Source organism: Devosia sp. P2_G7, assembly GCF_056403495.1.
In genome coordinates, this window is record NZ_JBFUFI010000009.1 from 121,139 (window position 1) to 145,856 (window position 24,718).

The 24,718-nt window shown below is 67.2% G+C and carries 22 protein-coding genes; 18 read left to right on the top strand and 4 right to left on the bottom strand.

Going from position 1 to position 24,718, the window contains the following annotated elements; genetic code table 11:
* The first annotated feature begins 139 nt into the window (after positions 1-139).
* Genes AC1DWU_RS15635 through AC1DWU_RS15645 form a run of 3 tightly spaced genes read left to right on the top strand, consistent with a single transcriptional unit; the run spans position 140 to position 2,101 of the window.
* On the top strand, positions 140-739 hold the full coding sequence (locus tag AC1DWU_RS15635; RefSeq protein ID WP_477150926.1) for a hypothetical protein: 600 nt from the start codon (positions 140-142) through the stop codon (positions 737-739).
* Complete coding sequence (locus AC1DWU_RS15640) at positions 726-1,142, top strand: phage holin family protein (RefSeq protein ID WP_477150927.1); 417 nt, start codon at positions 726-728, stop codon at positions 1,140-1,142. The genes AC1DWU_RS15635 and AC1DWU_RS15640 overlap by 14 nt, the downstream gene beginning before the upstream one ends.
* Positions 1,142-2,101 carry a DUF3618 domain-containing protein gene (locus AC1DWU_RS15645; protein WP_477150928.1) on the top strand — a complete coding sequence of 320 codons (960 nt, stop codon included), beginning with the start codon at positions 1,142-1,144 and terminating at the stop codon, positions 2,099-2,101. Before AC1DWU_RS15640 ends, AC1DWU_RS15645 begins: the two co-directional genes overlap by 1 nt.
* 45 nt (positions 2,102-2,146) lie before the next feature.
* Here the strand turns inward: AC1DWU_RS15645 and AC1DWU_RS15650 are convergent, their stop codons facing one another.
* From AC1DWU_RS15650 to AC1DWU_RS15665, 4 genes are all read right to left on the bottom strand, one after another.
* On the bottom strand, positions 2,147-4,330 hold the full coding sequence (locus AC1DWU_RS15650) for an amylo-alpha-1,6-glucosidase (protein WP_477150929.1): 2,184 nt from the start codon (positions 4,328-4,330) through the stop codon (positions 2,147-2,149).
* Between the two features lie 10 nt (positions 4,331-4,340).
* Complete coding sequence (locus AC1DWU_RS15655) at positions 4,341-5,432, bottom strand: glycosyltransferase family 4 protein (RefSeq protein WP_477150930.1); 1,092 nt, start codon at positions 5,430-5,432, stop codon at positions 4,341-4,343.
* Positions 5,433-5,553: 121 nt separating this feature from the next.
* Entirely contained in the window at positions 5,554-6,519 is a 966-nt protein-coding gene (locus AC1DWU_RS15660) for a potassium channel family protein (protein WP_477151015.1), read from the bottom strand.
* Between the two features lie 175 nt (positions 6,520-6,694).
* Complete coding sequence (locus AC1DWU_RS15665) at positions 6,695-7,933, bottom strand: AGE family epimerase/isomerase (protein WP_477150931.1); 1,239 nt, start codon at positions 7,931-7,933, stop codon at positions 6,695-6,697.
* A 187-nt stretch (positions 7,934-8,120) separates the two neighbouring features.
* On the opposite strand from AC1DWU_RS15665, the gene AC1DWU_RS15670 reads away from it, so the two are divergent.
* The 15 genes from AC1DWU_RS15670 (at position 8,121) to AC1DWU_RS15740 (ending at position 24,717) form a co-directional block, all read left to right on the top strand.
* The gene (locus AC1DWU_RS15670) at positions 8,121-8,894 is read left to right on the top strand and encodes an SDR family NAD(P)-dependent oxidoreductase (RefSeq protein ID WP_477150932.1); all 774 of its coding nucleotides are present in this window, start codon (positions 8,121-8,123) and stop codon (positions 8,892-8,894) included.
* Positions 8,895-9,074: 180 nt separating this feature from the next.
* Positions 9,075-10,124: an HD domain-containing phosphohydrolase gene (locus AC1DWU_RS15675; RefSeq protein WP_477150933.1), complete on the top strand. Its 1,050-nt coding sequence runs from the start codon at positions 9,075-9,077 to the stop codon at positions 10,122-10,124.
* A gap of 479 nt (positions 10,125-10,603) precedes the next feature.
* A complete protein-coding gene (locus tag AC1DWU_RS15680; RefSeq protein WP_477150934.1) occupies positions 10,604-10,936 on the top strand; it encodes an STAS domain-containing protein in 333 nt (110 codons plus the stop codon).
* Entirely contained in the window at positions 10,933-11,301 is a 369-nt protein-coding gene (locus tag AC1DWU_RS15685; RefSeq protein ID WP_477150935.1) for a response regulator, read from the top strand. The genes AC1DWU_RS15680 and AC1DWU_RS15685 overlap by 4 nt, the downstream gene beginning before the upstream one ends.
* Positions 11,298-13,334 (top strand): chemotaxis protein CheA, encoded by a 2,037-nt coding sequence (locus AC1DWU_RS15690; protein ID WP_477150936.1) that lies wholly within the window; start codon positions 11,298-11,300, stop codon positions 13,332-13,334. Before AC1DWU_RS15685 ends, AC1DWU_RS15690 begins: the two co-directional genes overlap by 4 nt.
* The gene (locus AC1DWU_RS15695) at positions 13,331-13,828 is read left to right on the top strand and encodes a chemotaxis protein CheW (RefSeq protein WP_477150937.1); all 498 of its coding nucleotides are present in this window, start codon (positions 13,331-13,333) and stop codon (positions 13,826-13,828) included. The genes AC1DWU_RS15690 and AC1DWU_RS15695 overlap by 4 nt, the downstream gene beginning before the upstream one ends.
* Positions 13,825-15,933: a HAMP domain-containing methyl-accepting chemotaxis protein gene (locus AC1DWU_RS15700; protein WP_477150938.1), complete on the top strand. Its 2,109-nt coding sequence runs from the start codon at positions 13,825-13,827 to the stop codon at positions 15,931-15,933. Before AC1DWU_RS15695 ends, AC1DWU_RS15700 begins: the two co-directional genes overlap by 4 nt.
* A gap of 127 nt (positions 15,934-16,060) precedes the next feature.
* Complete coding sequence (locus AC1DWU_RS15705) at positions 16,061-17,875, top strand: methyl-accepting chemotaxis protein (protein WP_477150939.1); 1,815 nt, start codon at positions 16,061-16,063, stop codon at positions 17,873-17,875.
* Between the two features lie 11 nt (positions 17,876-17,886).
* Entirely contained in the window at positions 17,887-18,339 is a 453-nt protein-coding gene (locus AC1DWU_RS15710; protein ID WP_477150940.1) for a chemotaxis protein CheW, read from the top strand.
* Between the two features lie 183 nt (positions 18,340-18,522).
* Positions 18,523-19,395, top strand: a complete 873-nt coding sequence (locus AC1DWU_RS15715; RefSeq protein WP_477150941.1) for a CheR family methyltransferase — start codon at positions 18,523-18,525, stop codon at positions 19,393-19,395.
* Between the two features lie 5 nt (positions 19,396-19,400).
* Entirely contained in the window at positions 19,401-20,537 is a 1,137-nt protein-coding gene (locus tag AC1DWU_RS15720; protein WP_477150942.1) for a protein-glutamate methylesterase/protein-glutamine glutaminase, read from the top strand.
* Complete coding sequence (locus AC1DWU_RS15725; protein WP_477150943.1) at positions 20,534-22,411, top strand: hypothetical protein; 1,878 nt, start codon at positions 20,534-20,536, stop codon at positions 22,409-22,411. The genes AC1DWU_RS15720 and AC1DWU_RS15725 overlap by 4 nt, the downstream gene beginning before the upstream one ends.
* A 312-nt stretch (positions 22,412-22,723) precedes the next feature.
* A complete protein-coding gene (locus tag AC1DWU_RS15730; protein ID WP_477150944.1) occupies positions 22,724-23,077 on the top strand; it encodes a hypothetical protein in 354 nt (117 codons plus the stop codon).
* A gap of 218 nt (positions 23,078-23,295) precedes the next feature.
* Positions 23,296-23,514 carry a hypothetical protein gene (locus AC1DWU_RS15735; RefSeq protein ID WP_477150945.1) on the top strand — a complete coding sequence of 73 codons (219 nt, stop codon included), beginning with the start codon at positions 23,296-23,298 and terminating at the stop codon, positions 23,512-23,514.
* Positions 23,515-23,673: 159 nt separating this feature from the next.
* The gene (locus AC1DWU_RS15740; protein WP_477150946.1) at positions 23,674-24,717 is read left to right on the top strand and encodes a LacI family DNA-binding transcriptional regulator; all 1,044 of its coding nucleotides are present in this window, start codon (positions 23,674-23,676) and stop codon (positions 24,715-24,717) included.
* Position 24,718 lies beyond the last annotated feature (1 nt).

Genomic DNA, 24,718 nt, shown 5'->3' on the forward strand with positions numbered 1-24,718 from the left:
AACCTGGGCTCCCGACCACTCTCTGCGCGTTTTCGCGCAAACCTCCGGAACTTCGGCGCTTCCTGCTCATTGGTCTTGCATCGGCTTAGGCGAAGCGTCCGTCAGCGAGCCGCATCTGATCCCAAACAGGAGCAGTGCGATGAGCACCCCAGACTATCCCTCGAGTTCAGGACTACCGGGCTCGATGCCCGAACGCGTGCGCGACGATACCGCGGATCTGGCGCAGACCGCGCAGAAGGACCTTGCCGACCTCGGCGAGGAGGTGAAGGAGCAGGCCGCCTTGCTCGGCGAGGAGGCAAAGGCCCAGTTCGATGAAGTCGCCGCAAAGACCAAGGGCATGGCGAGCGAGCAAAAGCAGCTGCTGGCCGGCCAGCTCGATGGCGTTTCCCGGGCCTTCGACAAGGTCGCCGGCGAACTGGAGAGCCAGGACGACAGCAGCGCGCACTACGTCCGCATGATCGCCGATGGCGCCCAGCGGCTCACCTCCACGGTGCGCGACCACGATGTCGACGACATCCTCGCCATGGTGCAGGATTTCGGCCGGAAGCAACCGGCCGCCTTCATCGGCGCAGCCGCGTTGCTAGGCTTTGCGGCGAGCCGCTTTGTCCGCGCCAGCGCCTCGCGGCGCGACGCATCGGACAATCGCCTGTCCCCCGTTCCGCGGCCCTCCTACGCGCCGGCCGCTACGCCGAACGCCGGTGACGGGCAGGTGATGGGAGGTCCAGATGACGGAATATGAGCAACACCGGTCCCTGACGGATCTCTTCGGTTCGCTGGCCAACGACGTCTCGGGTCTGTTCCGCAAGGAGATCGAGCTCGCGAAAAGCGAGGCCGGCGAGAAGCTCGACGTCGCCCTGGACGCGTCCAGGGGCTTTGCCATCGGAGCAGTCCTGGCCATCGGTGCGGTGGGTGTGTTTCTCGCCGCGCTGGTCACCGGGCTCTCATGGGTGCTGGTCGCCTTCGGCATGTCCGATGACGCCGCCGGCTTCGTTGCCTCACTGGTGGTGGCGCTCGTCGTGGGCGGCATCGCGTGGTCCTTCATTTCCCGCAGCCTCGACGCCTGGAAGGCTTCGCGGCTCAACCTCAAGCGCACGACCCACTCGCTGGCGCGCGACGCTGAGGTCGTAAAGGAGAGTTTCTGATGAGCAGCTTTGACAAAGACTCGGCCCAGCTGGAACGCGAGGTCGAAGAGCAGCGCCGCCGGGTCGAAGACCGCATCGGCGAGATCCGGCAGCGCCTGACCCCTGGGCAGCTGGTGGACGAGGCATTGGCCTACACCAAGGGCGGCGGCCAGCAACTTGCCTCCAATCTTGGCGCCACGATCACCAACAACCCGCTGCCGGCAGCGCTGCTGGGCATCAGCCTGATCTGGCTGATGTCGGGGCAGGGACCCAGCCTAGGCAACCGCGACACGCCGAAGGTCCGGCCACAGGATGAGCCCGAGTACCCCTACGCCACCGTATCGGGTGGCATGCGGCGGATCAGCCACCAGGAAGATCAGGCCGGCAAGTGGTACAGCGAGTTCGAGGACATGAGCGGCAGGCGCTACAAGGCGGAGTCCAATGAACTCGGCCATCGCCTAGGCGCCTTCGTCGATGGTGCCGGACGCAAGTTCGGCGGCTTCATCGACGACGCTGGCCATCGCGTGCGAGACTTCCAGGATGAGGCCGGCAATCGCTTCGACGAGGCCGCCGGCTGGGCATCGCACCGCTGGCACGACATGCGGCACGGCGTCGGCGCCGCCATGGGCGAGGTTGGCCATCAGGCCCAGGTGCTCGGTGGCGCGGCTCAGCATCAGATGGATCGGGCCAGTCGGATGGTGGTCGACACGTTCCAGAACCAGCCGCTGATCGCCGGCGCACTCGCCTTCGCCGCCGGTGCGGCGGTCGGCGCAGCGTTGCCGCACACCGCCGAAGAGGATCGCCTCGTCGGCAAGGCCGCCGATGACGCCCGCCGGGCCGCAGCCGAAGCTGCCTCCGGCATCTACGAGGAAGGCAAGGCGCGCGCCGCCGAGCTCTACGAGAAGGGTAAGGAAAGCGCCGCCCAGGTCTACGACGACCTGCTCGAGGAGCCGGCGCCCCGCAGCACCGAGCTGCACTGACGCCAACAGGCTTTGCCGCCACCGGTGGCAAAGCCTTCCCCGCTGCTAGCCTCGGATCAGGACGCGCGCAGGCCCGCGCCGCTCCATCACATTGATCGCGGTCTCTGCCCCGGCGCGGCGGATGGCCACGTCAAGCTGCCCCGCGCCGACCCTGAGCTTGCGCAGCACCAGTTCGTCGAGAAAGCCCGGCAGCACCGCGTGATCGAAGGTGATCTCGGCATTGGCCGGGTCGAACACCAGGCCAAGGCAGGACCGCAGCAGCGAGAACGGCGTCGCGGCGGCCCAGGCTTGCGGCGAGCAGGCGACGGGGTACGAAGTGGGGCTCTGCCCGCTCTTCCGCGGAAAGCCGCAGAACAGCTCCGGCAGCCGGCGCAGGTCGGTCTGCGACGACGCGGCGAACAGCCCCTCGAAGATGCGAGCGGCATGGCGCCGGAAGCCATACCGCGCGAAGCCGGCAGCGATCATCGCATTGTCGTGCGGCCACACCGAGCCGTTATGGTAGCTCATCGGATTGTAGCGCGCCTCGGTCGAGGCCAGCGTCCGGATACCCCACCCGCTGTAGGACGTAGGCGCCATCAGCGTCGCAACCACCGGGGCCGCCCGTTCGGGATAGGCGATGCCGGTATAGAGCGCGTGCCCGGCATTGGAGCTCTTCACCCGGCACGGGCGCTTCTCGCCATCGAGCGCCAGCACATAGGTGCCGAGCTCGGCATCGAAGAAGGCCGCATCGAACCGCTCGCGCAGCTCTTCCGCCCGATGCCGCAGGTCCACGGACAGTTCGTCCCGGCCCAGCCACCGCGCCATCTGGCCCGCCGCGAGCTGCGCGCCATAGACATAGGCCTGCACCTCTACAAGCGCGATCGGCCCACCGGCCAGCTTGCCGTCGGCGTGGAACACCGAGTCGTGGCTATCCTTCCAGCCCTGGTTGGCGAGCCCGCCCGGTCGCCCGCCGCCATACTCGACGAAACCATCGCCATCGAGATCGCCGTACTGATCGATCCAGCCGAGCGCCGCCTCGATATGGGGCCACAGGGAACGGATGGCTTCCAGATCGCCGGTGCGCTCGAGATAGGCGCCGGCCAGCACCACGAACAGCGGCGTCGAGTCGACGCTGCCGTAATACCGGCGGAACGGCACCTCGCCCAATATGGCCATCTCGCCGCCGCGCGCTTCATGCAGGATCTTGCCCGGCTGCGCCTCGCTGAGCGGGTCCGTTTCGCGGGCCTGCAGCGCCGCCAGGTGCCGCAGCACGCCGAGCGCGATCGCCGGATCGATCCACAGCATCTCCATCGCGGTGATTAGCGCATCGCGACCGAACACCGTGCTGAACCAGGGAATGCCGGCATAGGGATAGGGCCCGTCGCTCGTCGAGGTAACGAGCATGTAGAGATCGGCGACGGCACGGCTTGTCGTCTCGTCGAACACGTCGTTCGAACTCTCGATCTCGACGGCGCGCGAGGTGCCCAGCCGCAGCGCCCGGCGCGAGTCGCGCAGCGCCCGCAGGAACCCCATGCGGCCGGTCGGCCGATCGTCCTCGGAGCCGCAGTGCACCTCGATGAACACGGCGAACGTTTCGGCAGCCTCCAGGTCGATCTCGAACACCGCCTGGTTGGCCATGAGCCGCGTCGGCTGCGGATCGAACCGCAGCACCGTCTCGCGCCGTTCGGCATCGAGCCCGGTGTAGGAGAGATGAACCGCTGCGTCCGTGACGGTCGGCGGGTTCAGCGTGCCGCGCTGCGGGCGGTGGCTGCCGCGCACCTCGAACAGGTCGGCGAAGTCGGCGGCAAACCACACCGACAGCGATACCCGATGCGGCGTCTGGTCGAAGTTGCGAACCGCCAGCCGCTCAAAGCAACTCCCCTGCCACAGGAAGCGCGAACGCCGGATATGGATGAGATCGTGCTGTAACCCTACCTTGCCCGGCGCGTCGAAGAAGTCGGGATTGGTCAGGTCGCAGGTGAGCATGGCGTTGTCGGCCCGCATGCTCGAGCTCAGCAGCAACGGGCGCTGTCCGCCGATGGTCAGGTAGAGCTGCGACAGGTATCGCGTATCGTGATGGAAGATGCCCTCCGGCCGCCCCGGCCCCGCCAGCGCGTCGCCATTGTGGTCGAACACGGCAAAGCTGTCGTCGTGCTTGAGCGTGCGGGTGCGGCGTTCCGGCAGCGATACCGAAGCGGGGATGATGCCCGCGCCGCCTTCCGGCGCGCTCTCGGGAGCTGCCTGCTCCATGCCGTGCCTCCTAGTGCGAGGTGACGATCCTGAGGTCCGGGTCGCTACGACGCGGTGCCGGCGCGCCATGCTCCTCGGCGGCCAGCAGTTCCTCGTAGATCTCCAGGTAGCCATCCGCCATGTGCCCGGCGGTGAACCGCCGGTCGAACGCCGCGCGGACGGCCTTGCGGTCCAGCTCCGCCAGTCGCGGTATGGCGGCGAGCGCCTCGGCGGCGGTGTGCACGACGAAACCCGACACACCCTCGTCGATCACCTCGGGAACGGCGCCCTTGCGGAACGCGATCACCGGTGTGCCGCAGGCCATGGCTTCAATCATCACGAGGCCAAACGGCTCGCGCCAGGTGATCGGGAACAGCACGCCCAGCGCCTTCCTCAGGAACTCGGACTTTTGCCGCTCGGTGACTTCGCCGACATATTCGACATTGGGATGGCTCCGAACCAGCGGCTCGATCACCTGGTCCCAATAGGGCTTGTCGACGGCGTCGATCTTGGCTGCAATCTTCAACGGCAGGCCGGCCCGGGTCGCGATCTCGATCGCGGTATCCGGCCCTTTTTCCGGAGAGATGCGCCCAAGGAAGGCCAGGTACCCCTCTTCGCCGTCCCCGAACTGCAGCATGTCGCGCGGCAGGCCGTTATAGACCGTGCCCGCCCAGTTGCTCTGGGGCAGCGCCTCGCGCTGGTCGCGCGAGATGGCGGCCAGCGGCGCATCGGAAAAGTGCTTGTAGAACGGCTCGAGATCCCGGTGATCCATCCGCCCATGCTGGGTGGTCAGGGTGCGCCCCTGGAACGCCCGGATCATCGGGTAGTGCATCAGCTCGGTATGAAAGTGCACGATGTCGAACTCGTCCGCCCGCTGCATCACCCGGTCGAGCATGGCAATGTGATAGGGCAGGGGGTTCTCGATACTGGGATCGAGCCGCAAGGCGGACCGCGAACACGCCACCAGCTCCGCCGAGGTCACCGAGTCGCCGCTCGCGAACAGCGTCACCTCGTGCCCGCGCTGCACCAGTTCCTCGGTGAGATAGGACGCGACGCGCTCGGTGCCCCCGTAGAGCTTCGGCGGAACGCTCTCGAATAGCGGGGCAACCTGGGCGATTTTCATGGCCTGACCTCAGATCGGTGATGCGGGGTTCGCTGAGAGAACGCACCGACCTGCACATGGTTTCGCCGGCCGCCCCTAAACCGGCAGCGGCCTCACCCCGCGGGAGGGCACCCGCGTGAGCTCAGCGCCTCAATTCATAGCGCACTGTGAAGGCGGCGCCGTTTCCCTTCGGTGGCTCGAAGGTCACCATGTCGCCTTCCTTCATGGCCGCCCGCAGTGCGGCGCAGGCGACCGGCATTCGGTGCAACGTCCCCGGATACCCACCGAGCTGGCGATGCAGCTCTCCGGCATTGATCTCGACATGCGGCCGCCCCTGCTCCTCCGCGCGGGCCACCTGCGCTTCGATCGCCTGGTCGAACGCAGCGCGATCGACGGTGGCGGGAGCACCCGCATCATCGTCTTTCGCCCGTGAGCTCAGCACCTCGCCGAAGGCTGCTGCGATGATGCCCGTAGGCACCGCGACCAGTCCGATACCGATCAGCGCGGTGATGCTGGCGAACACCTTGCCGGCCACCGTGATGGGATAGACGTCGCCGTAGCCGACAGTCAGCGTCGAAATCGACCACCACATGGCGCGCAGAATGCTGCCGAATTTCTCGGGCTGGTCGGCTCCCTCCAGTGCATAGAGGCAGGCCGACGACACCAGCATCAGGAACAGCCCGGCGGCGAGGCTGATGCCGAGCTCGTACCGCCGCAGCCGCACCGCCTGCCAGATGTCGGCGGCGGCGCTGGAATAGCGGCCGATCTTGGTCAACCGAAGTATCCGCAACAGCCGCAGCAGTCGCAGGACATAGGCTTCGCTGCCGATGGCTGCGAAGAACAGGGGCGACAGCGCCAGCAGGTCGATGATCGCCGCCGGCGTGAGCGCAAACCGCAGCATGCCCCTGATGCCGCCGCCATAGCGCGGATCCTCGGCGCTAGCCCACACCCGCAGCAGATACTCGCCGAGAAAGATAATGCCGAAGCCGGCTTCGATAACCCGGAACACCTGCGTGTAGGGTCCGGCGATCGTCTCTTCGCTGTCGGCGATGGCAAACAGGATCGAAGCGATGATCAAGACGATCAGGACGATGTTCGTCCGCGACAGCCGACCTTCTCCGACAGCCCCCCGGTCAGCGCACGATAGGCGCGAGACCGCAAGCCGCCGCCCGCTGCTTCGCTCGCCGGTCCAGTCTCCTCCCCACTCATAGCCGCTCCCCCCTTGCTACCGGGGGAACACTATCTTCGGCAGGCCGCTTGTCCACCCGGCTCCGCGACGGCGGCTACTGCGATGAAATCTCCGCCAGCAAGCCCTTCGTCAAACTCCCCGTCGCCGGATAGAGCGGGATCAAACAGGCCTGCAGCGCGTGGTAGATGTCGCCCTTGCCGCCGAACAGCGTGTAGCTCGGCTTCAGGTCCTCCGTTAGCTGCTCGTGCCAGCCGCCATTGGTCTCGTCGATGAACGAGCTGGCGATGACGTCCCAGATGTGGCGGTACCACTCCTCGTGGAAGGCGCTCGGCCGGTGTTCGCAGAGGAACGCCGCGGCGCCGATCGCTTCGGAGGCCGGCCACCACAGCTTGTCGCGCATGTCGGGCTTGTCGTTCCAGTCGAGGTTGTAGAAGAACCCGCCCCTCGCCTTGTCCCAGCCCAGCGCGATCGACTGCGCGAACAGCGCTTCGGCCGCGTCCGGCATCCAGGCGTGCTGCTTGCCGCCCAGCGCCCAGAGCTGCAGCACGAGGCGCGACCACTCGAGCCAGTGCCCCGGCGTGGTGCCGGGCGGCCGGAACATCTGGTCGCCGAGATAGCTCTTGTCCACCACCCAGTTGCCGTCGAAATGCTCGGCCACGCGGAACCCGTTCTCGCCCGCCTTACGCCGGATGATCAGGTCGGCGATGCGCTCCGCCTTGTCGAGATAGCTGCGCTCCCCCGTCGCCTCGAACGCCGCCATCAGCGCCTCGGTGAGGTGCATATTGGAGTTCTGCCCGTGATACGGCGCTATCACCGACCAGTCGGCGTTGAACTCCTCGGCAATAGCGCCGTGCTGCTCTTCCCAGAACTTGGTCTCGAGGATCTCGGTCACATCCGCCAGCATCTTGTCGGCCAGCGGATGTCCCACCAGCTTGGCGCTCGATGAGGCGAGCAGCACGAAGGCGTGGCCGTAGCCCTGCTTCCGCCCATCGCGCGGCCCGTTGTCGTCTACGGTCCAGAAATAGCCGCCCGCCTTGCTGTCGCGGTGCCGTTCCCACAGGAACTTCATGCCGTGGTCGACGATCAGGTCCGAGCCCGGCCGGCCCAGCAGGCTGCCGATGGCGAAGCAGTGCACCATGCGCGCCGTCGAGTGGATGCCGCGCACCGGATTGTCCGGGTTGGCCGGCTTGCCGGTCGGATCGAGATCGAAGAAGCCGCCCTTGGGGTTGAAGGCGCGGTTCTGGAAGAACCCGAACAGCGCATCCGCCTGCTCCAGCAGCCACCGCCGGTGATACGGACGGTTGCGCCAGGGTTGGGTGGTCGTGGCCGGCATGCTTCAGCTCCCTCTTGGTCGCCCCCGGGGAACTGGCCCGGGCGAATGCGATCCTCGTTGCGCTGCAACGTTGCAGCGGTGCGAGCTTTCTAGCGAGCGTCGCTGGATGCGTCGAGGCGGTTTTACCTGCCGCACCGGCGCGGTGCATGCCACTATCTGTGTCATCGCACGAACGAGGGGGAACCACATGACCGACCTGCCCAGCTACGACCTCACCGGCAAGACCGCGCTCGTCACCGGCGCCGCCCGCGGCCTCGGCCGCGCCATCGCATTGGCCCTCGCCAATGCCGGCGCCGACATCGCGCTGGGCCTCCGCGACATCGCCTCCGGCGCCGGGGTGCAAGCCGAGATCGAAGCGCTGGGCCGCCGCGCCGTGCCGCTGCAGATGGATGTGATGGACCTGCCCCAGGCCTACACCGCAGTCGATGCCGCCATCGCCGCGCTCGGCCACCTCGATATCCTCGTCAACAATGTCGGCGGCGGCACCGAGGGGCCGATCGAGGATTTCACCGAGGACGAGTTCGACCTCACTATCAATCTCAACGTTAAGGCGAGCTTCTTCATCGCCCAGCGCGTTGCCCGCCACATGATCGCCCGCGGCAAGGGCGGCGCCATCGTCAACATGAGCTCGCAGGCCGGCTTCATCGCGCTCCCCGGCGAGGGCATCTACTGCCTGTCGAAGGCCGCGGTCGCCCACATGACCAAGTGCATGGCCGTTGAGTGGGGCAAGCATCGGATCACCGTCAACGCCGTCGCCCCCACCTTCATCGAAACCGACGGCACCGCCGAAGCCCTCGGCCGCCCCGGCTTCCGCGACGACGTGGTCGAGCGCATCGCCGCGCTGCACCGCGTCGGCCAGCCCAAAGAGGTCTCCGGCGCCGTCGCCTTCCTCGCGTCCCCCGCCGCCAGCCTGATTACTGGCCAGACCCTGTTGATCGATGGCGGCTGGACTGCCCGCTAGCTTTTGACCACCTGGTCAACTGCCGTTCCGCAGACCTGATTGCGGCTGACCTTAAATTATACAAATACAAATCAGTAACCACCCGTAACGTCGTCCTCAGGCAACTACGCAGCTTTTGATATTGTTAACTCGCCCCTGCTTAGCTGCAGCGGTCAACAGCGGCTTGTAGGGGCTCAGCCGGTGCGTGTGCTAATTATCGATGACTCGCGATCGAGCCTGGCCTTCCTCGGCCATGTGATCGGTGCGCTCGAAGGCATCGAGATCGCCTCCTGCCTGCTGCCCTCCAAGGCCTTGGCGCTCGCCACCACCACCCAGTTCGATCTTGTGCTCGTCGACCACGTCATGCCCGAAATGGATGGCGTCGAGCTCACCCGCCGCCTCCGCGCCCAGGAAGCCTATCGGCTGGTGCCCATCGTCATGGTCACCTCCGACAACGCCCCGGCCCTGCGGGTCCGCGCCATCGCCGCCGGCGCCACCGATTTCGTCAACAAGCCGTTCGATTCCACCGAGTTGCAGGCCCGCGTGCGCAATCTCCTCGCGCTGCGCCAGTCGCAGATCGAGCTCGCCGACCGCGCCGCCTGGCTCGCCCGCGAGGTCGAGAGCGCCACCCGCCACCTGGTCGAGCGCGAGGAAGAGATCATCTGGCGCCTCGCGCGCGCTATCGAATACCGCGACGGCGACACCGGCGAGCATGTCTCGCGCGTCGCCCAGGTCTCTTCGCTGATCGCCGCCGCCATCGGGCTCAGCCCCGAGCGCTGCCGGGTCATCTATCTCGCGGCGCCGCTGCACGACATCGGCAAGATCGGCATCGCCGACGCCATCCTTTCGAAGCCCGGCAAGCTCACGCCGGACGAGCTCAAGATCATGCGCACCCATGTCTCGATCGGCGCGCGCATCCTCGAGCATGGCTCCTCCGAAGTCATCCGCACCGCCGAACTGATCGCCCAGAGCCACCACGAGCGCTGGGACGGTGCCGGCTACCCGGATCGCCTTTCCGGCACCGATATCCCGGTCGAAGCCCGCGTCGTCGCCATCGCCGACGTTTTCGACGCCCTCTGTTCCGAGCGTCCCTACAAGCGCGCCTGGCCCATCGAGGAGGCCCGCCGCGAGATCGTCTCGCTCTCCGGCACCCATTTCGACCCGGCCTGTGTGGCCGCCTTCGAACTCCGCTGGCCCGAAATCGTCGCGCTGATGTCGGCCGTCCCAGAGAACGTCCGCCTCGCCGGGTGAAACCGGTTTCCTGTTCCGCAAAGTCCTCGTCATCACGCCGCCACGACACTCGCTGGACGAGGCCCGGCACTATGCCGCGCGCTCGTCTGCGCCGTGATCTCGCGACGGCAGTATCCGCAGTATTGGTCGCCCGAATGGTGCTCGCGGTGACTCCCGGCAAGCATTCGACGACTCGCCCGGAGTCACGCAACGATTCCCGCAGCCGATGCGGCGTGATGTGTAGGATTCATATCAGCTGCAATAATACTTGCGATTACTTCATCTGCATAATTCTACCAAATACTGCTTAGCGGTAATTGAGACTTAACACATACCGTCGATCATCGTTGTCATCAGGGGCAAACAGCAATTCCGTGGACGCGGGGACTGTTTTCGGCCGGTGCGACAGAACACGTCGCTTCGCCGCAGGCTGTCGCTTTGCGCCTACCGCAAGACGTTTCGTATCGCAGAAGCATACTCATCCGGGGCCAGAAGAACCCATGTCGCGACCACCTCCGCACCCGCTCCATTTGAGCGGTGACCTTTCCTTGCGCAACATTTCCGAGCTGCACCAGCGCCTCGCCAAGGCGCTGGCTGAGCACGAGTCGATCGTCATCGACACCAGTGACGTCGAGAGCGTCGACGCCGGCACGCTGCAGCTGCTGGTTGCCGCCGCCAAGACCGCCGCCGCCTCCGGCCGCAGCCTCAGCCTCGCTGCCGCTGCCGCGACGCCGATGGCGAGGGCCCTGGTCCGCGCTGGCTTCTTCACCGAGGCCGGCCGGCCGCTGGTGCCCACCCTGTCCTGGACCATCACCACCCGCGAGGCGGCATGAGCAAGACCATCCTCACCATCGACGATTCCGCCTCCATCCGGCAGATGGTCGCCATGACGCTGAAAAGCGCCGGCCTCACCGTGCTCGAGGCCGGCAACGGGCTCGAGGGCTACAACAAGGCCACCACCGAAACCGTCCACGCCGTCATCACCGATCTCAACATGCCGGTCATGAACGGGCTGGAGTTCCTCAAGAAGTTCCGCCAGCACCCCGCCGGCAAGGGCATCCCGGTGATCCTCCTCACCACAGAGTCCGACGAGGAACTGAAGCGCCAGGCCCGCGAGTCCGGCGCCACCGGCTGGATCGTGAAGCCCTTCAAGCAGGACCAACTGCTGGCCGTGATCAAGAAGGTGACCGGCGCATGAGTTCCGATCCGACCGAAACCTTCCGCCAGGAAGCTCGTGAGCTGCTCGAGCAGCTGGAGCAGGGCCTGCTCGATCTCGAGCAGAACCCCGCCGACGCCGACCTGGTCAACTCCGTCTTCCGGGCGCTCCACACCATCAAGGGCAGTGGCGCGATGTTCGGCTTCACCGACGTCGCGGCATTCGTCCACGAGTTCGAAACCGCCTTCGACCGGGTCCGCAAGGGTCTGTCGCCGATCACCCCGGATCTGGTCGGTGTGGCGCTCGACGCCAAGGACCATGTCCACCACCTGATCGAGACACCGGACGCCGCGACCGACGCCGGAGAGGCCATCCTCGCCGCGTTGCGCGACATCGTCGAGCCCGACCGCTTCCCCGCGGCGCCCATGGCGAAAAGCGCGACCGTCGCCGCCAATGTCGCCCCCGAACCGACCGGCCGATGGCGCATCTGCTTCAAGCTGCCCGAGGACGCACTGCTCCACGGCACCAACCCGTTGCTGCTGCTCGGTGAGATCGCCGACCTCGGCCCCTGCGAAGTGACGGCGCTGATCGACAGCGTGCCGACCCTCGACGCCCTCGACCCCGAAGCCTGCCACCTCGCCTGGCAGGTCGATCTCACCCACCCCGACCCCACCGAAGCGCTTGACGACGTCTTCCTGTTCCTGAAGGACGGGATGGAGCTGTCGATCGAGCCGCTCGCCGCCGCCGAAGTGGTGCCTTCGCCGGTGCTGGCCATCCTCGCCGAGGACGAGCCCGTCGCGGAACCCGACGAGCCGGTTGCCGAGGCGCTCCCGGTTCGCGCCGCCCGCGAGCCAAAGGAACAGAAATCCGAAACCGTCGAACGCGGCTCCACCTCGCTCCGCGTCCCGGCCGAACGGCTCGATGAACTGATGGATCGCGTCGGCGAACTGGTGATCGCCCAGGCCCGCCTGTCCCAGATGGCCGCCCAGAGTTCCGACGGCAACTTGAAGACCATCGCCGAGGAACTGGAGCGCCTCAGCTCCGGCCTGCGCGACACCACCATGGGCATCCGCATGGTGCCGATCGGCTCGCTGTTCTCGCGCTTCCGCCGCCTCGTTCACGACCTCTCCCGCGATCTCGACAAGGAGATCGAGTTCATCACCACCGGTGAGGACACCGAGCTCGACAAGACCATGATCGAGCGGCTCGCTGATCCGCTGGTCCACCTCATCCGCAACTCCGTCGACCACGGGCTCGAAACGGCCGAGCAGCGCATCAAGGCCGGCAAGCCGATCAAGGGCACCGTTCGTCTCTCCGCCGTCTATGCCGGCGCCGAGGTCGCGATCTCGGTCACCGACGACGGCGCTGGCCTCAACGCCGCCCGCATCCGCGCCAAGGCGGAAGAGCAGGGGCTGCTGACGCCGGAATCCCGCATCGCCGACCACGACCTGTTCCAGCTGATCTTCGCGCCGGGCTTCTCGACCGCCAAGGAAGTCACCTCGCTCTCGGGACGCGGCGTTGGCATGGATGTGGTCAAGCGCACCATCGATGGCCTCCGCGGCAAGATCGAGCTTTCCACCAAGCCGGGCGAGGGCACTACCGCCACACTCCGTCTGCCGCTTACCCTCGCCATCATCGAGGGCATGCTGGTCCGCGTCGGCAATGGCCGCTACTCGATCCCGCTCTCGGCGGTCGAGGAGTGCGTCGAGCTGCCGGTCACCGCCGGCACCCAGTCGCGCGGCCGCAACTTCCTCGATATCCGCGGCAGCCTGGTGCCGTTCCTCCGCCTTCGCGACATGTTCAACACCCCGGGCGAGCCGGAAACCCACCAGAAGGTGGTGATAATCTCCTCGGGAGAGGGCAGGGCAGGTCTCGTGGTCGATCAGATCATCGGCAACAACCAGACCGTCATCAAGCAGCTCAGTAAGCTCCACACCGACCTCGAGACCTTCTCGGGCGCCACCATCCTGGGCGACGGCACCGTGGCGCTGATCCTCGATACCTCGCGGCTGGTCTCCTACGGCCAGGCCCATGAGGAGCGCTTCAGAAGCGCCGAGGGGAGGGCCGCCGCATGACCGCGTTCACCCAACCGATGCGTGCGCTTACCCTTCGGCTTGATGACGAGCTCTTCGCCATCGAAGCCCAGAGCGTGCGCGAGATCCTCGATCTGGTGCCGGTCACCGAGGTGCCCAACGCCTCGCCCTTCGCCGCCGGACTCATCAATGTGCGCGGCCGCGTCGTGCCGCTCACCAACCTCAAGGTTGCCTTCGGCATGCGCAGTGCCGCGGCGGACCAGGACACCCGCATCGTCGTCATCGAAACTGAGATCGACGGCGAGCCGAGCGTCGTCGGCATCCTTGCCGACAAGGTCTATGACGTCACCGACATCGAGCCCGCCGCCATCGAGGAGGCCCCGCGCGTCGGCATGCGCTGGCGGCCCGACTATGTGCGCGGCATCGGCAAGCGCCGGGGGGAGTTCATCATCATCCCCGACATCCACCGCATTTTCGAACTTGAGGGTCGCAGAAGCGGCCCGCCCGCAGCGTCAGAAGAAAGGGCCGCATCATGAGGCTTACCATCAAGGCAAAACTGGCCGCCGTCTTCGGCGCCGTCGTGGTCATGTCCGGCGTCAGCATGGGCATCGCGCTACAGAACCTCGACAAGCTCAACCAGTCGCTGAACACCATCGTCAACGTCCGCGCGGCCAATGTCCTCACCATGCAGGACATGCAGACCCACCTTGAAAGCCTCGGCTCTCGAGTCCGCGCCGCCATCATCACCGATGATCCGGCAGCGATCGATGACTACGTCAACAAAATCGATGCCGAGTTCACCGACATCGACGGCCTCTTCACGACCCTCGATGGCAATGTCAGCGATGAGGAGGTCCGCAGCCTCTTCCCCGACTACGCGGCCAAGCTCGCTGCCTACCGCGCCGAAATGACCAAGGCCCTCGATCTGGCGAGGCTCAACACCGACACCCAGGCCCTCACCATCACAACTACCGACGGCAGCGGCGCCCTCGGCAAGGTCGAGGAGACCATGGGCGCCCTGGTCAACGCGCTCTCGCAGCGGGTCTCGGCCGGCGACCTCTCGGCCTTCCCCGCCTTCAAGGCGGCGTCCGAAGCCTTCATGACCATCACCGATTCCTTCCGCCAGCAGCGCAACGTGCTGCTCGCCTCCTCGCTCCCCGCCAAGCAGGACGAGTGGTACGCCGATTTCACGGCCGGCAAGGCAAGCCTCGCCGAACTGTTCCCCACCCTGCAGCGCATCGTCCCGGCCACCGAGGCGCCGCTGCTGGCCGCCGCCAGCGACGCTTATGCCGCGCTCGTCGTGGCAATGGACAAGGCCGTCGATATCTCGATCCAGCGCGGCGACTACAACGCGGTGCAGGCCGCCGACGCCGCGGCCGTACTGCGTCGCGACGTCAACAGCGTCCTCACCGCCATGATCGACCACAACAAGCAGCTGCTCAACGCCGCCGATGATGAGGCGAGGCAGCTCTACGAGAGTTCGATGACGCTGCTCGTCGGCCTGCTCATCGGCTCGATCGTCGTCGCCGTCCTCGCCGCACTGTGGATCATCGTCTCGATCTCGAAGTCGCTCGGCGCCGCCCTTGGTCTCGCCAACGCCGTCGCCTCCGGCGATCTCAGCGCCGTGGCCAAGGTCAAGTCGAACGACGAGATCAAGGACGTCATCGACGCGCTCAACCTGATGACGCAGAAGCTCCGCGAGGTCGTCTCCGAAGTCACCGCCGCCGCCCGCAACGTCGCCTCCGGCTCGCAGGAACTCTCGGCCACCGCCGAGCAGTTGAGCCAGGGCGCCACCGAGCAGGCCTCCTCCACCGAAGAGGCATCCGCCTCGATGGAAGAGATGGCTTCGACCATCAAGCAATCGGCCGACAACGCGTCGCAGACCGAAAAGATCGCCCGCCAGTCGGCCGCCGATGCCAATGCCTCCGGCGAAGCCGTAGGCAACGCGGTCACCGCCATGCAGACCATCGCCGAAAAGATCATGGTCGTGCAGGAGATCGCCCGCCAGACCGACCTTCTCGCCCTGAATGCCGCTGTCGAAGCCGCCCGCGCCGGTGAACATGGCCGTGGCTTCGCCGTGGTCGCCTCCGAGGTGCGAAAGCTCGCCGAACGCAGCCAGGCTGCCGCCGCCGAGATCTCCACCCTCTCGACCGATACGGTCAAGGCCGCCCGCTCCGCCGGGGACATGCTGTCGAAGCTCGTCCCCGACATCCGCCGCACCGCCGAACTGGTGGAAGAAATCTCCGCCGGCTCGCGCGAGCAGAATGCCGGCGCCGCGCAGATCAACACCGCCATCCAGCAGCTCGACAAGGTGACCCAGCAGAACACTTCGGCAGCCGAAGAAATGTCGGCCACCTCCGAGGAGCTGGCGAGCCAGGCCGAACAGCTGCAGAGCGCCATCAGCTACTTCCGCATCGATCAGGGCCAGCAGCCGGCCCGCGTCGCGGCGCCCGCCAACGATCGCGCCCCGCAGCGCACCCGGCGCGCCGCCCAGCTGCAGGATGAGATCCTGCAGAAGGCTCCGCACCTGGCGCGGAAGAAAGCGCCGTCCCGCGCCGCATCCGGTGGCGGCTTCGATCTCGAACTCGACGACATGGGCGACGACCTCGATAGCGAGTTCACCCGCCGCGGCGCCGCCTGACGTCCACGACTCCACAACCGGGGCAGCCTCCGCCGCCCCGGTTCTATCCGCAGAACGCCGAGTACTGACTGCACTATTTTGGGCAGGGACCGCAGAACGCGCGTCCGTGGGCTAAGGGGGCCACGCCATGAGAATTACCATCAAGGCCAAGCTGATCGCAGCTTTCGCCGCCGTTATCGTCCTCAGCGCCGTCAGCATGGGCATCGCGCTGATGAACCTGGGCCAGCTCAACGCCTCGTTCAGCGCCGCCATGGAAGGCAACGTCAAGCGCATCCAGCTCGCCTCGGGGCTCGAGGTCTCGACCCTCACCGTGGCCCGCGACGAGAAGAACCTGATCCTCGCCCAGGACCTTGCCCGCCTCAACGAGCTGATCGCCTCGATGGACACCCGCATCGCCGCGGTGAAGACCGGCGCCGCCGCGCTGCATGAGCTGTCGAGCGAAAAGGGCAAGCCGCTGGTCGAGACCTTCACCGCCGCCTACGACGCCTATCTCGTGCAACACGCCGAGGTCCGCCGCCTCGCCCTGCTGAACCAGGACGCCGAGGCATTTGCGCTCGCCGCCGGCAAGGCCGCCGAAGTGCGCGCCCAGTCGGTCGACGCGCTCGACTCGATCGTCGCCCTCAACAACTCCCAGCTCGACGAGGCCATCAGCGGCGCCGAGAACCTCTACGGCTCCTCCTCGCTGCTGCTGACCGCGCTGCTCGTCGGCTCCACCCTCATCGCCATCACCGCTGCCGCCGTGATCATCCTCGGCATCAGCCGCGGCCTCGGCAAGATCAAGCAAGTGGTGAGCGCCGTCGCCATCGGCGATCTCAACCAGGACATCGAGATCAGGTCCAATGACGAAATCAAGGATCTGGTTGATACCGTCAACGTGATGACCGGCAACCTCCGGGTCACCGCTGCCATCGCCGACCGCATCGCCGATGGCGATCTCACCGTCGAGCCAAAGCCGCTCTCCGACCGTGACACGCTTGGCCTCGCCCTGGAGCGCATGGTCGAAAAGCTCCGCGACGTCATCGCCGAAGCCATCACCTCGGCCAACAACGTCTCGGCCGGTTCGCAGCAGCTCTCGGCCACCGCCGAGCAGCTGAGCCAGGGCGCCACCGAGCAGGCCTCGTCCACCGAGGAGGCATCCGCCTCGATGGAAGAAATGGCCGCCACCATCAAGCAGTCCGCAGACAACGCGCTCCAGACCGAAAAGATCGCCCGCCAGTCGGCCGCCGATGCCATCGCCTCCGGCGAGGCGGTCAACGATGCCGTCACCGCCATGCAGACCATCGCCCAGAAGATCATGGTGGTGCAGGAGATCGCCCGCCAGACAGACCTGCTGGCGCTCAACGCCGCCGTCGAAGCCGCCCGGGCCGGCGAACACGGCCGCGGCTTCGCCGTGGTCGCGTCCGAGGTCAGAAAGCTCGCCGAACGCAGCCAGGCTGCCGCCGCCGAGATCTCCACCCTGTCCGACACCACGGTGAAGACCGCCCAGTCGGCCGGCGAAATGCTGACCCGCCTGGTGCCCGACATCCAGCGCACCGCCGAACTGGTGGAAGAGATCACAGCCGGCGCCCGCGAGCAGAACGCCGGCGCCGCCCAGATCAACACCGCCATCCAGCAGCTCGACAAGGTCACCCAGCAGAACACCTCGGCGGCCGAAGAAATGTCGGCCACCTCCGAGGAACTCGCGAGCCAGGCCGAGCAGCTGCAGAATGCCATCAGCTACTTCCGCATCGAGACCGGCCGCGACGCCGCCGTCGAGGCGCCGAAGAAGCCGGCGGCCAAGCGCACCACCGCGCTCCGCAGCGAGATCATGGCCAAGTCTCCGCACATGGCCCCGCGCTTGCGCCCGGCCGCCCGTGCTGGCGGCAATGGTGGCTTCGATCTCGATATCGATGACGCCGGCGACGAACTCGACGGCGAGTTCACTCGTCGCGGCGCGGCCTGAGGAGAGCGGAGATGGCCGAACGTGCGCAATACGTGACCCTCGGCGTCAACGGCGAGCTGTTCGCCGCCCCGGTCGAAAAGGTGCAGGAGATCCTCGAGATGCGGCCGGTGGCGCGCCTGCCGCAGGCCCCGCCGAACCTGCTCGGCATGACCGATGTGCGCGGCCAGGGCATCCCGGTGCTCGACCTGCGCCTCACCCTCGGCCTGCCCGAAGCCGACGACACCGAGAACACCCGCATCGTCGTGCTCAACGTCGATGCGGGCGCCGGCACCATGACTGTCGGCCTCCGCACCGACCGGGTCTTCGAGGTCACCGTGCTCGACGCCGACCAGCTCGATCCGCCACCCTCCATCTCCGGCAACTGGCGCGACCACTCGGTGGCCGGCATCGGCCGCCGCAACGGCAGCTTCGTTACGGTATTGGACCTCGATCGCCTGCTCGGCAGCGTGGCGGAAGCGGCGTGATGTGCAACGTGACTGCGACGCCGGCGCGCGCTGACCCCCACCCCTGTCCCCTCCCCCCGAACAGGGGGAGGGAGACGTTCGCCACCGGCCTCCGTGTGAGGGTCTCCCTCCCCATTCTTAGGGGGAGGGGACAGGGGTGGGGGTCAGCCGACACCGGCCCCTCCCTCGCCACGGAGGCCCCCCATGCCTAGCCTCGCCCTCAAGCCCCAGCCCATCGACGACGGCGACGACCACCTCTCCGCCCTCGATTTCTCCCGCATCGCCAAGCTCATAGAGGGCGAGGCCGGCATCAAGCTGCCGCCCGGCAAGCGGCTGATGGTCGAAGGTCGGCTGCGCAAGCGCATGCGCGCCCTCGGCCAGGCCGATTTCGCCGCCTATTGCGACATGCTGTTCAAGCAGGGCGGGCTCGAGCGCGAACTCACCCACCTGATCAACGCCGTCACCACCAACAAGACCGACTTCTTCCGCGAGGCCGAGCATTTCGATTTCCTCGTCGCTGAGATGGTGCCCTCGCTGCTCAAGGCGCGCGAGCGCAACCCGCTGCTCAAGGTCTGGAGCGCCGCCAGCTCCACCGGCGCCGAGGCCTACACCCTCGCCATGGTGCTCGACGAACTCGCGGCGGAGCGCAGCGATTTCCGCTTCGCCATACTCGGCACCGACATCTCCACTGCCGTGCTGGCCCAGGGCCGCCGCGCCGTCTATTCCGCCGAAATGATCGCCCCGGTGCCACCCGAGCTGCAGGCGCGCTACGTCATGCATGCCCGCCGCCCCGGCGCCCGCCGCGAGGTCCGCATAGTCCCCGAGCTGCGGCGCCTGGTCCGCTTCGCCCATCTCAACCTGATGGACCAGACCTATCCGTTCGATCGCGACGTCGACGTCATCTTCCTCCGCAACGTGCTGATCTACTTCGAGAAGGCCGATCAGGATGCCGTCGTTGCCCGCCTCGTCGGCCATCTGCGGCCGGGTGGCTACATCGTCCTCGGCCATTCCGAGTCGATGATCGGCACCTCGCTCGCCGTCCGCCAGGTCGCTCCCGCCGTGTTCCAGAAGCTCTGAGTCAAATGCCGCTGTCCGCCGAACCCGACCGCAAGATCCGCGTGCTCATCGTCGACGATTCCGCCGCCGTGCGCACCACGCTCTCGGACATCATCGCCTCCGACCCCGATCTCGAGGTCATGGCCACCGCCGCCGATCCCTATATCGCCGTCGAGCGCATCCGCGCCGAAGTGCCCGACGTGATCTTCCTCGATATCGAGCTGCCGCGCATGGATGGCATCACGTTCCTCAGGAAGCTCATGTCGCAGCGCCCCATCCCGGTGGTGATCTGCTCCTCCCACGCCGGCGAGGGCAGCGACACCCTGATCGAGGCGCTTGAAGCCGGCGCCGTCGATGTGGTGCAGAAGCCGCGCATCGATACCGCGCAGTTCCTCCACGAGTCCCGCACACGCATCTGCGAGGCCGCGAAATCCGCTGCCCATGCCCGGCTGAAGGGGCGCGTCCGCCCCCCGGCGCCGAAACTCCAGGTCGAGGCCAAGCTCACCGCCGACGTGGTGATCCCGCAGCGCTCGGCCGCCCGCGCCGCCTCTGCCGCCGCCTCGATGCCCACCACCGATCCGGTGATCTGCATCGGCGCCTCCACCGGCGGCACCGAAGCGCTGCGCGACGTGCTCGTCGCGCTTCCTGCCGGCACCCCCGGCATCGTTATCGTCCAGCACATGCCCGAGCGCTTCACCGCCGCCTTTGCCCGCCGCCTCGATGGCCTCTGCCAGATGGAAGTAAAGGAAGCCGCGGATGGCGATGTGGTCGAGGCCGGCCGCGTGCTGATCGCGCCGGGCAACCGCCACATGGCGCTGCATCGGGCCGGCTCGCGCTACACCGTCAACATCATCGATGGCCCGCATGTGTCGCGCCACCGCCCCTCGGTCGACGTGCTGTTCCGCTCCGCCGCCTACGCCGCCGGCCGCAACGCGCTGGGCATCCTCCTCACCGGCATGGGTGATGACGGCGCCAGGGGCCTGCTCGAAATGAAGGATGCCGGCGCCGCCACCCTCGCCCAGGACGAGGAAAGCTCCGTCGTCTTCGGCATGCCCAAGGAAGCCATCGCGCTCGGCGCCGCCGGCAAAATCGTCGCCCTCAAGCGCGTCGCCACCGAAATCACCACCTACGCCGCCCGTGCCCCGCAAAAGGACACCGCATGACCTCGTCCTCAGCCACCGATCTCTCCATGATCCTCTCCCGCGCGGCGGGGGAGGGCGACCACCCGGAGGGTGGCGGAGGGGGCGACCAGTCCCTCGGACATAACCTCCACGACACGGGCGACCTCCCGCACCGCATTCTCGCCATCGCTTCAGACCTCGCCGCCCCGCGCGATGCCATCGACGGCGCCTTCCTCTCCGTCGGCAGCCGCCTCTCCGAGTGTGCCGAGATCCTCTCCCGCCTCACCGAGACCTTCGAGGCGCTCCCCATCGACCTCGAAGGCCCCGACCTCAGCCAGGCCACCGATCGCCTCGGCATCGTCGGCCGCCGCGCCGGCGAAATCTCCATCACGCTCGGCGCCGAACAGGCCGACCTCAACCGGCTGGTCGAGGCTCTCCGCGGTGCCGCGCACCCAATCGCCGAGTTGCGCCGCACCGTGAAGATGATGGGCATCGTCGCCATCAACGCCCGTGTCGTCGCCGCCAGCGTCGTCAACGAGCTCGAAGACTTCGGCGTCTTCACCACCGATATCGCGCAGCTCTCCGAGTCCGCCGCCACCACCATCCAGCGCTTCTCGCGCACCTACGAGGCGCTCACCATCGTCGTCGGCGAAGCCGCGGCCGCCCGCGCCACCTTCGAGCAGGGCCATCGCGACACCCTTTCGGCCCTCGCGACCGAACTTGAGGCCGATCTCGCCGAAGTCACCGAACAGCGGCTCACCTCGGTCCGCTCCAGCGCCATCACCGGCCAGATGTCCCGCGCCATCGCGGACAAGGTCGCCACCACCGTCATGGCCCTGCAAGTCGGCGACGCCACCCGCCAACGCGTCGAACACGTAGAAGCCGCCTTGCGCGATCTCTCCGCCTTGATCCTCCCCCGCGCGGCGGGGGAGGGGGACCAAGCGCAGCTTGGTGGAGGGGGCGACCCCACGCTCGATACGTCCCTCGCCGCCCCTATCACCGAACTCCAGCGCCAGCAGCTCGCCGCCGCCCGCGAAACCCTCACCGTCGAAATGGCCTCCGGCGCCGACGCCCTCACCCAGCTCGCCGCCGATGTCGAAGCTGTGCTCGAGCACGCCCGCCAGGTCTACGGCTCGGCGGAGAACCGCTCCGCCCTCTCCGAGCTCCATGGCGCTGTCCGCCGCGCCGTCACCGTGCTGCGCGATTGCGAAGGTGAGCGCGAGAAGCTCGATCGCGTCGCCGGCGCCGTCTCCGAAACGGTCAAGGTGCTGCTCGATCACGTCGAGGCCGTGCAGGACATCGAGTACAAGATGCGGCTCGTCTCCCTCAATGCTGCGGTCAAATGTGCCCAGCTCGGCCCCCGCGGCCGTGCCCTCGATGTCATCGCACAGCAGCTCCGGACGCTCACCGGCGAAACCGTCGTCTCCGCCCACGAAGCGGTCGAGCGCCTCAACGAAGCGGCTCAGTTCTCTGCCGCCTTCACCAATGCCACGGGCGCCGGCGCCGGCCGCGTCGGCGATCTCGAACGCGAAGCCACCGCCGCCCTCACCCAGCTCGAAACCGTCGGCATGCGGATGAAAAAGGCCCTGGTCGAGCTCTACGCCGACGGTCCCCGCGTCGCCGAACGCCTCGGCGGCGCCGTCGACAGCCTCGCCAACCACAGCGCCATCTCCGAAGCCCTAAGCGACGTCGAACTGAACATCGCGGCTGTGATCCTCCCCCGCGCGGCGGGGGAGGGAAACCATGCGGAGCATGGTGGAGGGGGCGACCACACCCTCGATACCTTCCTGTCCACCCTCCGCAAGCGCTACACCATGGATGCCGAGCGCCGCCTCCACGACGCCTTCACCGGCATCGAGGTGGAAGACGCACCAGCAGAGGGCACCGGCGACGCCCTGGACGACCTCTTCTTCTAACCGCTCCCCAAGTGGCAGCTCTTGCGTCTCCCTCCCCGTCGCGGGGACGGGATGAAGGGTGAGCTGCGGAGCCAGCGACGCCAGGCGCGACCCCCGTCCCCCTTCCGCGCCCCTCTATGTCAAACTGAAATGCGGCGGCCCCAACGGCCCGCTAGTCTGTCTTCGTTTCGGGACTAAGGCAGCGGGCCGTTTAACGGTGGTACGTAGCTCGCGTCCGCTGCCCCCCGATCCTCTTGAACTGTCGTTCCGCCCGACTAAATCCATCGGCATCCGATCGATGTGCAACACGAACGACACAACGGGGAGATGCCCATGCACCAGGAATACAGCCGCGCCCGCGCGGACACGGAATTGATCACTCTGTTTGACTGGCAGTCCGACGTGGAGCGTCTGGAGCGTCACGTCGCCGCCGCCGAAGCCGACGGCATGCCCGATCCATGGGCCCTGGCCGAGGCGGAATGTTCGCTCGATCTCATCGACAACGAGTTGGCGACGCTGGGCCTGTTCGACCCGCGGCGTCCCGACATAGCCGAAACCATCCGCCGCAACACCGAGTGGCGCGAGCGCATCGCGCGGATCGTCGCCGAGCTGCGTCAGCTTGAGGCCCAGGCCGATGCCTCCACCGACAACGCCTTGACCTACCGCACCGGCGCGGCCCGCGACTGACGCGCACCGAAGCCCGGCCTTCGGCAAACGGCTTTCCGCCGGGCGGGGGCTGGCTTCGCGCCAGGCTCCGAGCCCCGCCAGCCACGATCCCAAACAGCTTGCGCTTGCAAGAGACCGTCGCCGGTCCCTTGCCGACGCAGCGCGTCCGGGTTAGGTGTTAATGCGTATATACGAGAGCAGAATCCGCTTCCTCTATAGGTCAGGCTACGGGGCATCCGATGAGCGACCAGGAAGACCGCGAACTTGCGGAATTGCTTGCCATGCTGCGCGACAGCGACGAGCAGCTCGACAGTCATCGTCTCAGCACCTTCTCCGACGCCACCCTGTTGCGGCTGCTCGTGCCGCTGGGCGATGCGCAACTGATCACCAACGTTCCAAGCTTCGTCGCCGTGCGCGAGGAACTGCGTCGCCGCGGCCTTCTGCCCAAAGAGCACTAGCTCCCGCGCTCCCGCCGCATCACACCGAAAATGCTGTTCAGGATGCTGTCATCTGGGGCGTATCTGCCGCCAAACTCACGGCAGCTCTCCTGACCTAGACTCGCGCGCTAACTTCCGGTAACGTTCCCAGCAGATGCCGGAAACGGCACGGGAGGTTGCATGGGCAGACGGCCCACCATCATCGATGTGGCCAAGCTCGCCGGGGTGTCCAAAAGCACCGCCGCCCGCGCCCTCACCGATTCCCAGGACGTCAACGAGGCGACGCGCGACAAGGTCCGCAAGGCCGCTGTCGCTGCCGGGTACGAGCGCAACCACCTGGCGGTCGGCATGCGCTCCGGCCGCTCCGGCCTCTTCGGCCTCGTCATCCCCGATATCACCAACCCATTCTGGGCCGAAGTGGCGCGCGGTGCGCAGGATGTTGTCGAGCAGAACGGCGCCTCGCTGCTGGTGTTCTCCTCCGACTGGGATCACGCTCGCGAAGCCAACCACCTGCGCGCCCTGCGCCAGGCCCGGGTCGAAGGCGCCATCGTCAACCCGGTCTCCGACAATGTCGACGATTTTGGCCGGTTCGGCCTGCCCTTCGTGTTGATCGGCTCGAGCGCCGAGCGCTTCCCCGATACCCCCTCGATCGGCTCCGACATCGCCCAGGCGGTGCGCCTCGGTCTCGATCACCTCAATGCCCTTGGCCACAGCGCCCCTGCGCTGATCCTTGGCCCAAAGTCCCGCCTGGCTCGCGCCCGATTCCTCCGTTCCGTGCACGAGCACTGCCTCGAGCGCGACGTGGATCCGGCTGTCCTCCTCACCGAGGACAGCGACTACACCTTCGAGGGCGGCTATGCCGCCATGCAGCGCCTGATGGCGCGCCGGCCGATCGGCCATCTCGCGGTGTTCTGCGCCAACGACCTGATCGCACTCGGCGCCATGCTTGCCGCCCGCGAAGCCGGCCGCGAGTGCCCGCGCGACGTCTCCATTCTCGGCTTCGACGGTGTGCCCGCCGGCGCCTTCACCTGGCCCGGCCTCACCACCATCGAGAAGCCGGCGCGCGAGATGGGTCGCCGCGCCGCCCAGGCCCTGTTCGATGAAATCGCCGGCCGTCCGCAGGATGGCCGCACCTATCTGCCGTGCCGCCTGATAGAGCGAGGCTCGCTCGCCGACCTGTCGGCCCACACGCCCCTGCGCGTCGCAGGAGCGGGGAGGAACTAGT

Coding starts and splice junctions, on each gene's coding strand:
- AC1DWU_RS15635 (WP_477150926.1), top strand. CDS start 140: ATGAGCACCCCAGACTATCCCTCGAGTTCAGGACTACCGGGCTCGATG.
- AC1DWU_RS15640 (WP_477150927.1), top strand. CDS start 726: ATGACGGAATATGAGCAACACCGGTCCCTGACGGATCTCTTCGGTTCG.
- AC1DWU_RS15645 (WP_477150928.1), top strand. CDS start 1,142: ATGAGCAGCTTTGACAAAGACTCGGCCCAGCTGGAACGCGAGGTCGAA.
- AC1DWU_RS15650 (WP_477150929.1), bottom strand. CDS start 4,330: ATGGAGCAGGCAGCTCCCGAGAGCGCGCCGGAAGGCGGCGCGGGCATC.
- AC1DWU_RS15655 (WP_477150930.1), bottom strand. CDS start 5,432: ATGAAAATCGCCCAGGTTGCCCCGCTATTCGAGAGCGTTCCGCCGAAG.
- AC1DWU_RS15665 (WP_477150931.1), bottom strand. CDS start 7,933: ATGCCGGCCACGACCACCCAACCCTGGCGCAACCGTCCGTATCACCGG.
- AC1DWU_RS15670 (WP_477150932.1), top strand. CDS start 8,121: ATGACCGACCTGCCCAGCTACGACCTCACCGGCAAGACCGCGCTCGTC.
- AC1DWU_RS15680 (WP_477150934.1), top strand. CDS start 10,604: ATGTCGCGACCACCTCCGCACCCGCTCCATTTGAGCGGTGACCTTTCC.
- AC1DWU_RS15685 (WP_477150935.1), top strand. CDS start 10,933: ATGAGCAAGACCATCCTCACCATCGACGATTCCGCCTCCATCCGGCAG.
- AC1DWU_RS15690 (WP_477150936.1), top strand. CDS start 11,298: ATGAGTTCCGATCCGACCGAAACCTTCCGCCAGGAAGCTCGTGAGCTG.
- AC1DWU_RS15695 (WP_477150937.1), top strand. CDS start 13,331: ATGACCGCGTTCACCCAACCGATGCGTGCGCTTACCCTTCGGCTTGAT.
- AC1DWU_RS15700 (WP_477150938.1), top strand. CDS start 13,825: ATGAGGCTTACCATCAAGGCAAAACTGGCCGCCGTCTTCGGCGCCGTC.
- AC1DWU_RS15705 (WP_477150939.1), top strand. CDS start 16,061: ATGAGAATTACCATCAAGGCCAAGCTGATCGCAGCTTTCGCCGCCGTT.
- AC1DWU_RS15710 (WP_477150940.1), top strand. CDS start 17,887: ATGGCCGAACGTGCGCAATACGTGACCCTCGGCGTCAACGGCGAGCTG.
- AC1DWU_RS15715 (WP_477150941.1), top strand. CDS start 18,523: ATGCCTAGCCTCGCCCTCAAGCCCCAGCCCATCGACGACGGCGACGAC.
- AC1DWU_RS15720 (WP_477150942.1), top strand. CDS start 19,401: ATGCCGCTGTCCGCCGAACCCGACCGCAAGATCCGCGTGCTCATCGTC.
- AC1DWU_RS15725 (WP_477150943.1), top strand. CDS start 20,534: ATGACCTCGTCCTCAGCCACCGATCTCTCCATGATCCTCTCCCGCGCG.
- AC1DWU_RS15730 (WP_477150944.1), top strand. CDS start 22,724: ATGCACCAGGAATACAGCCGCGCCCGCGCGGACACGGAATTGATCACT.
- AC1DWU_RS15735 (WP_477150945.1), top strand. CDS start 23,296: ATGAGCGACCAGGAAGACCGCGAACTTGCGGAATTGCTTGCCATGCTG.
- AC1DWU_RS15740 (WP_477150946.1), top strand. CDS start 23,674: ATGGGCAGACGGCCCACCATCATCGATGTGGCCAAGCTCGCCGGGGTG.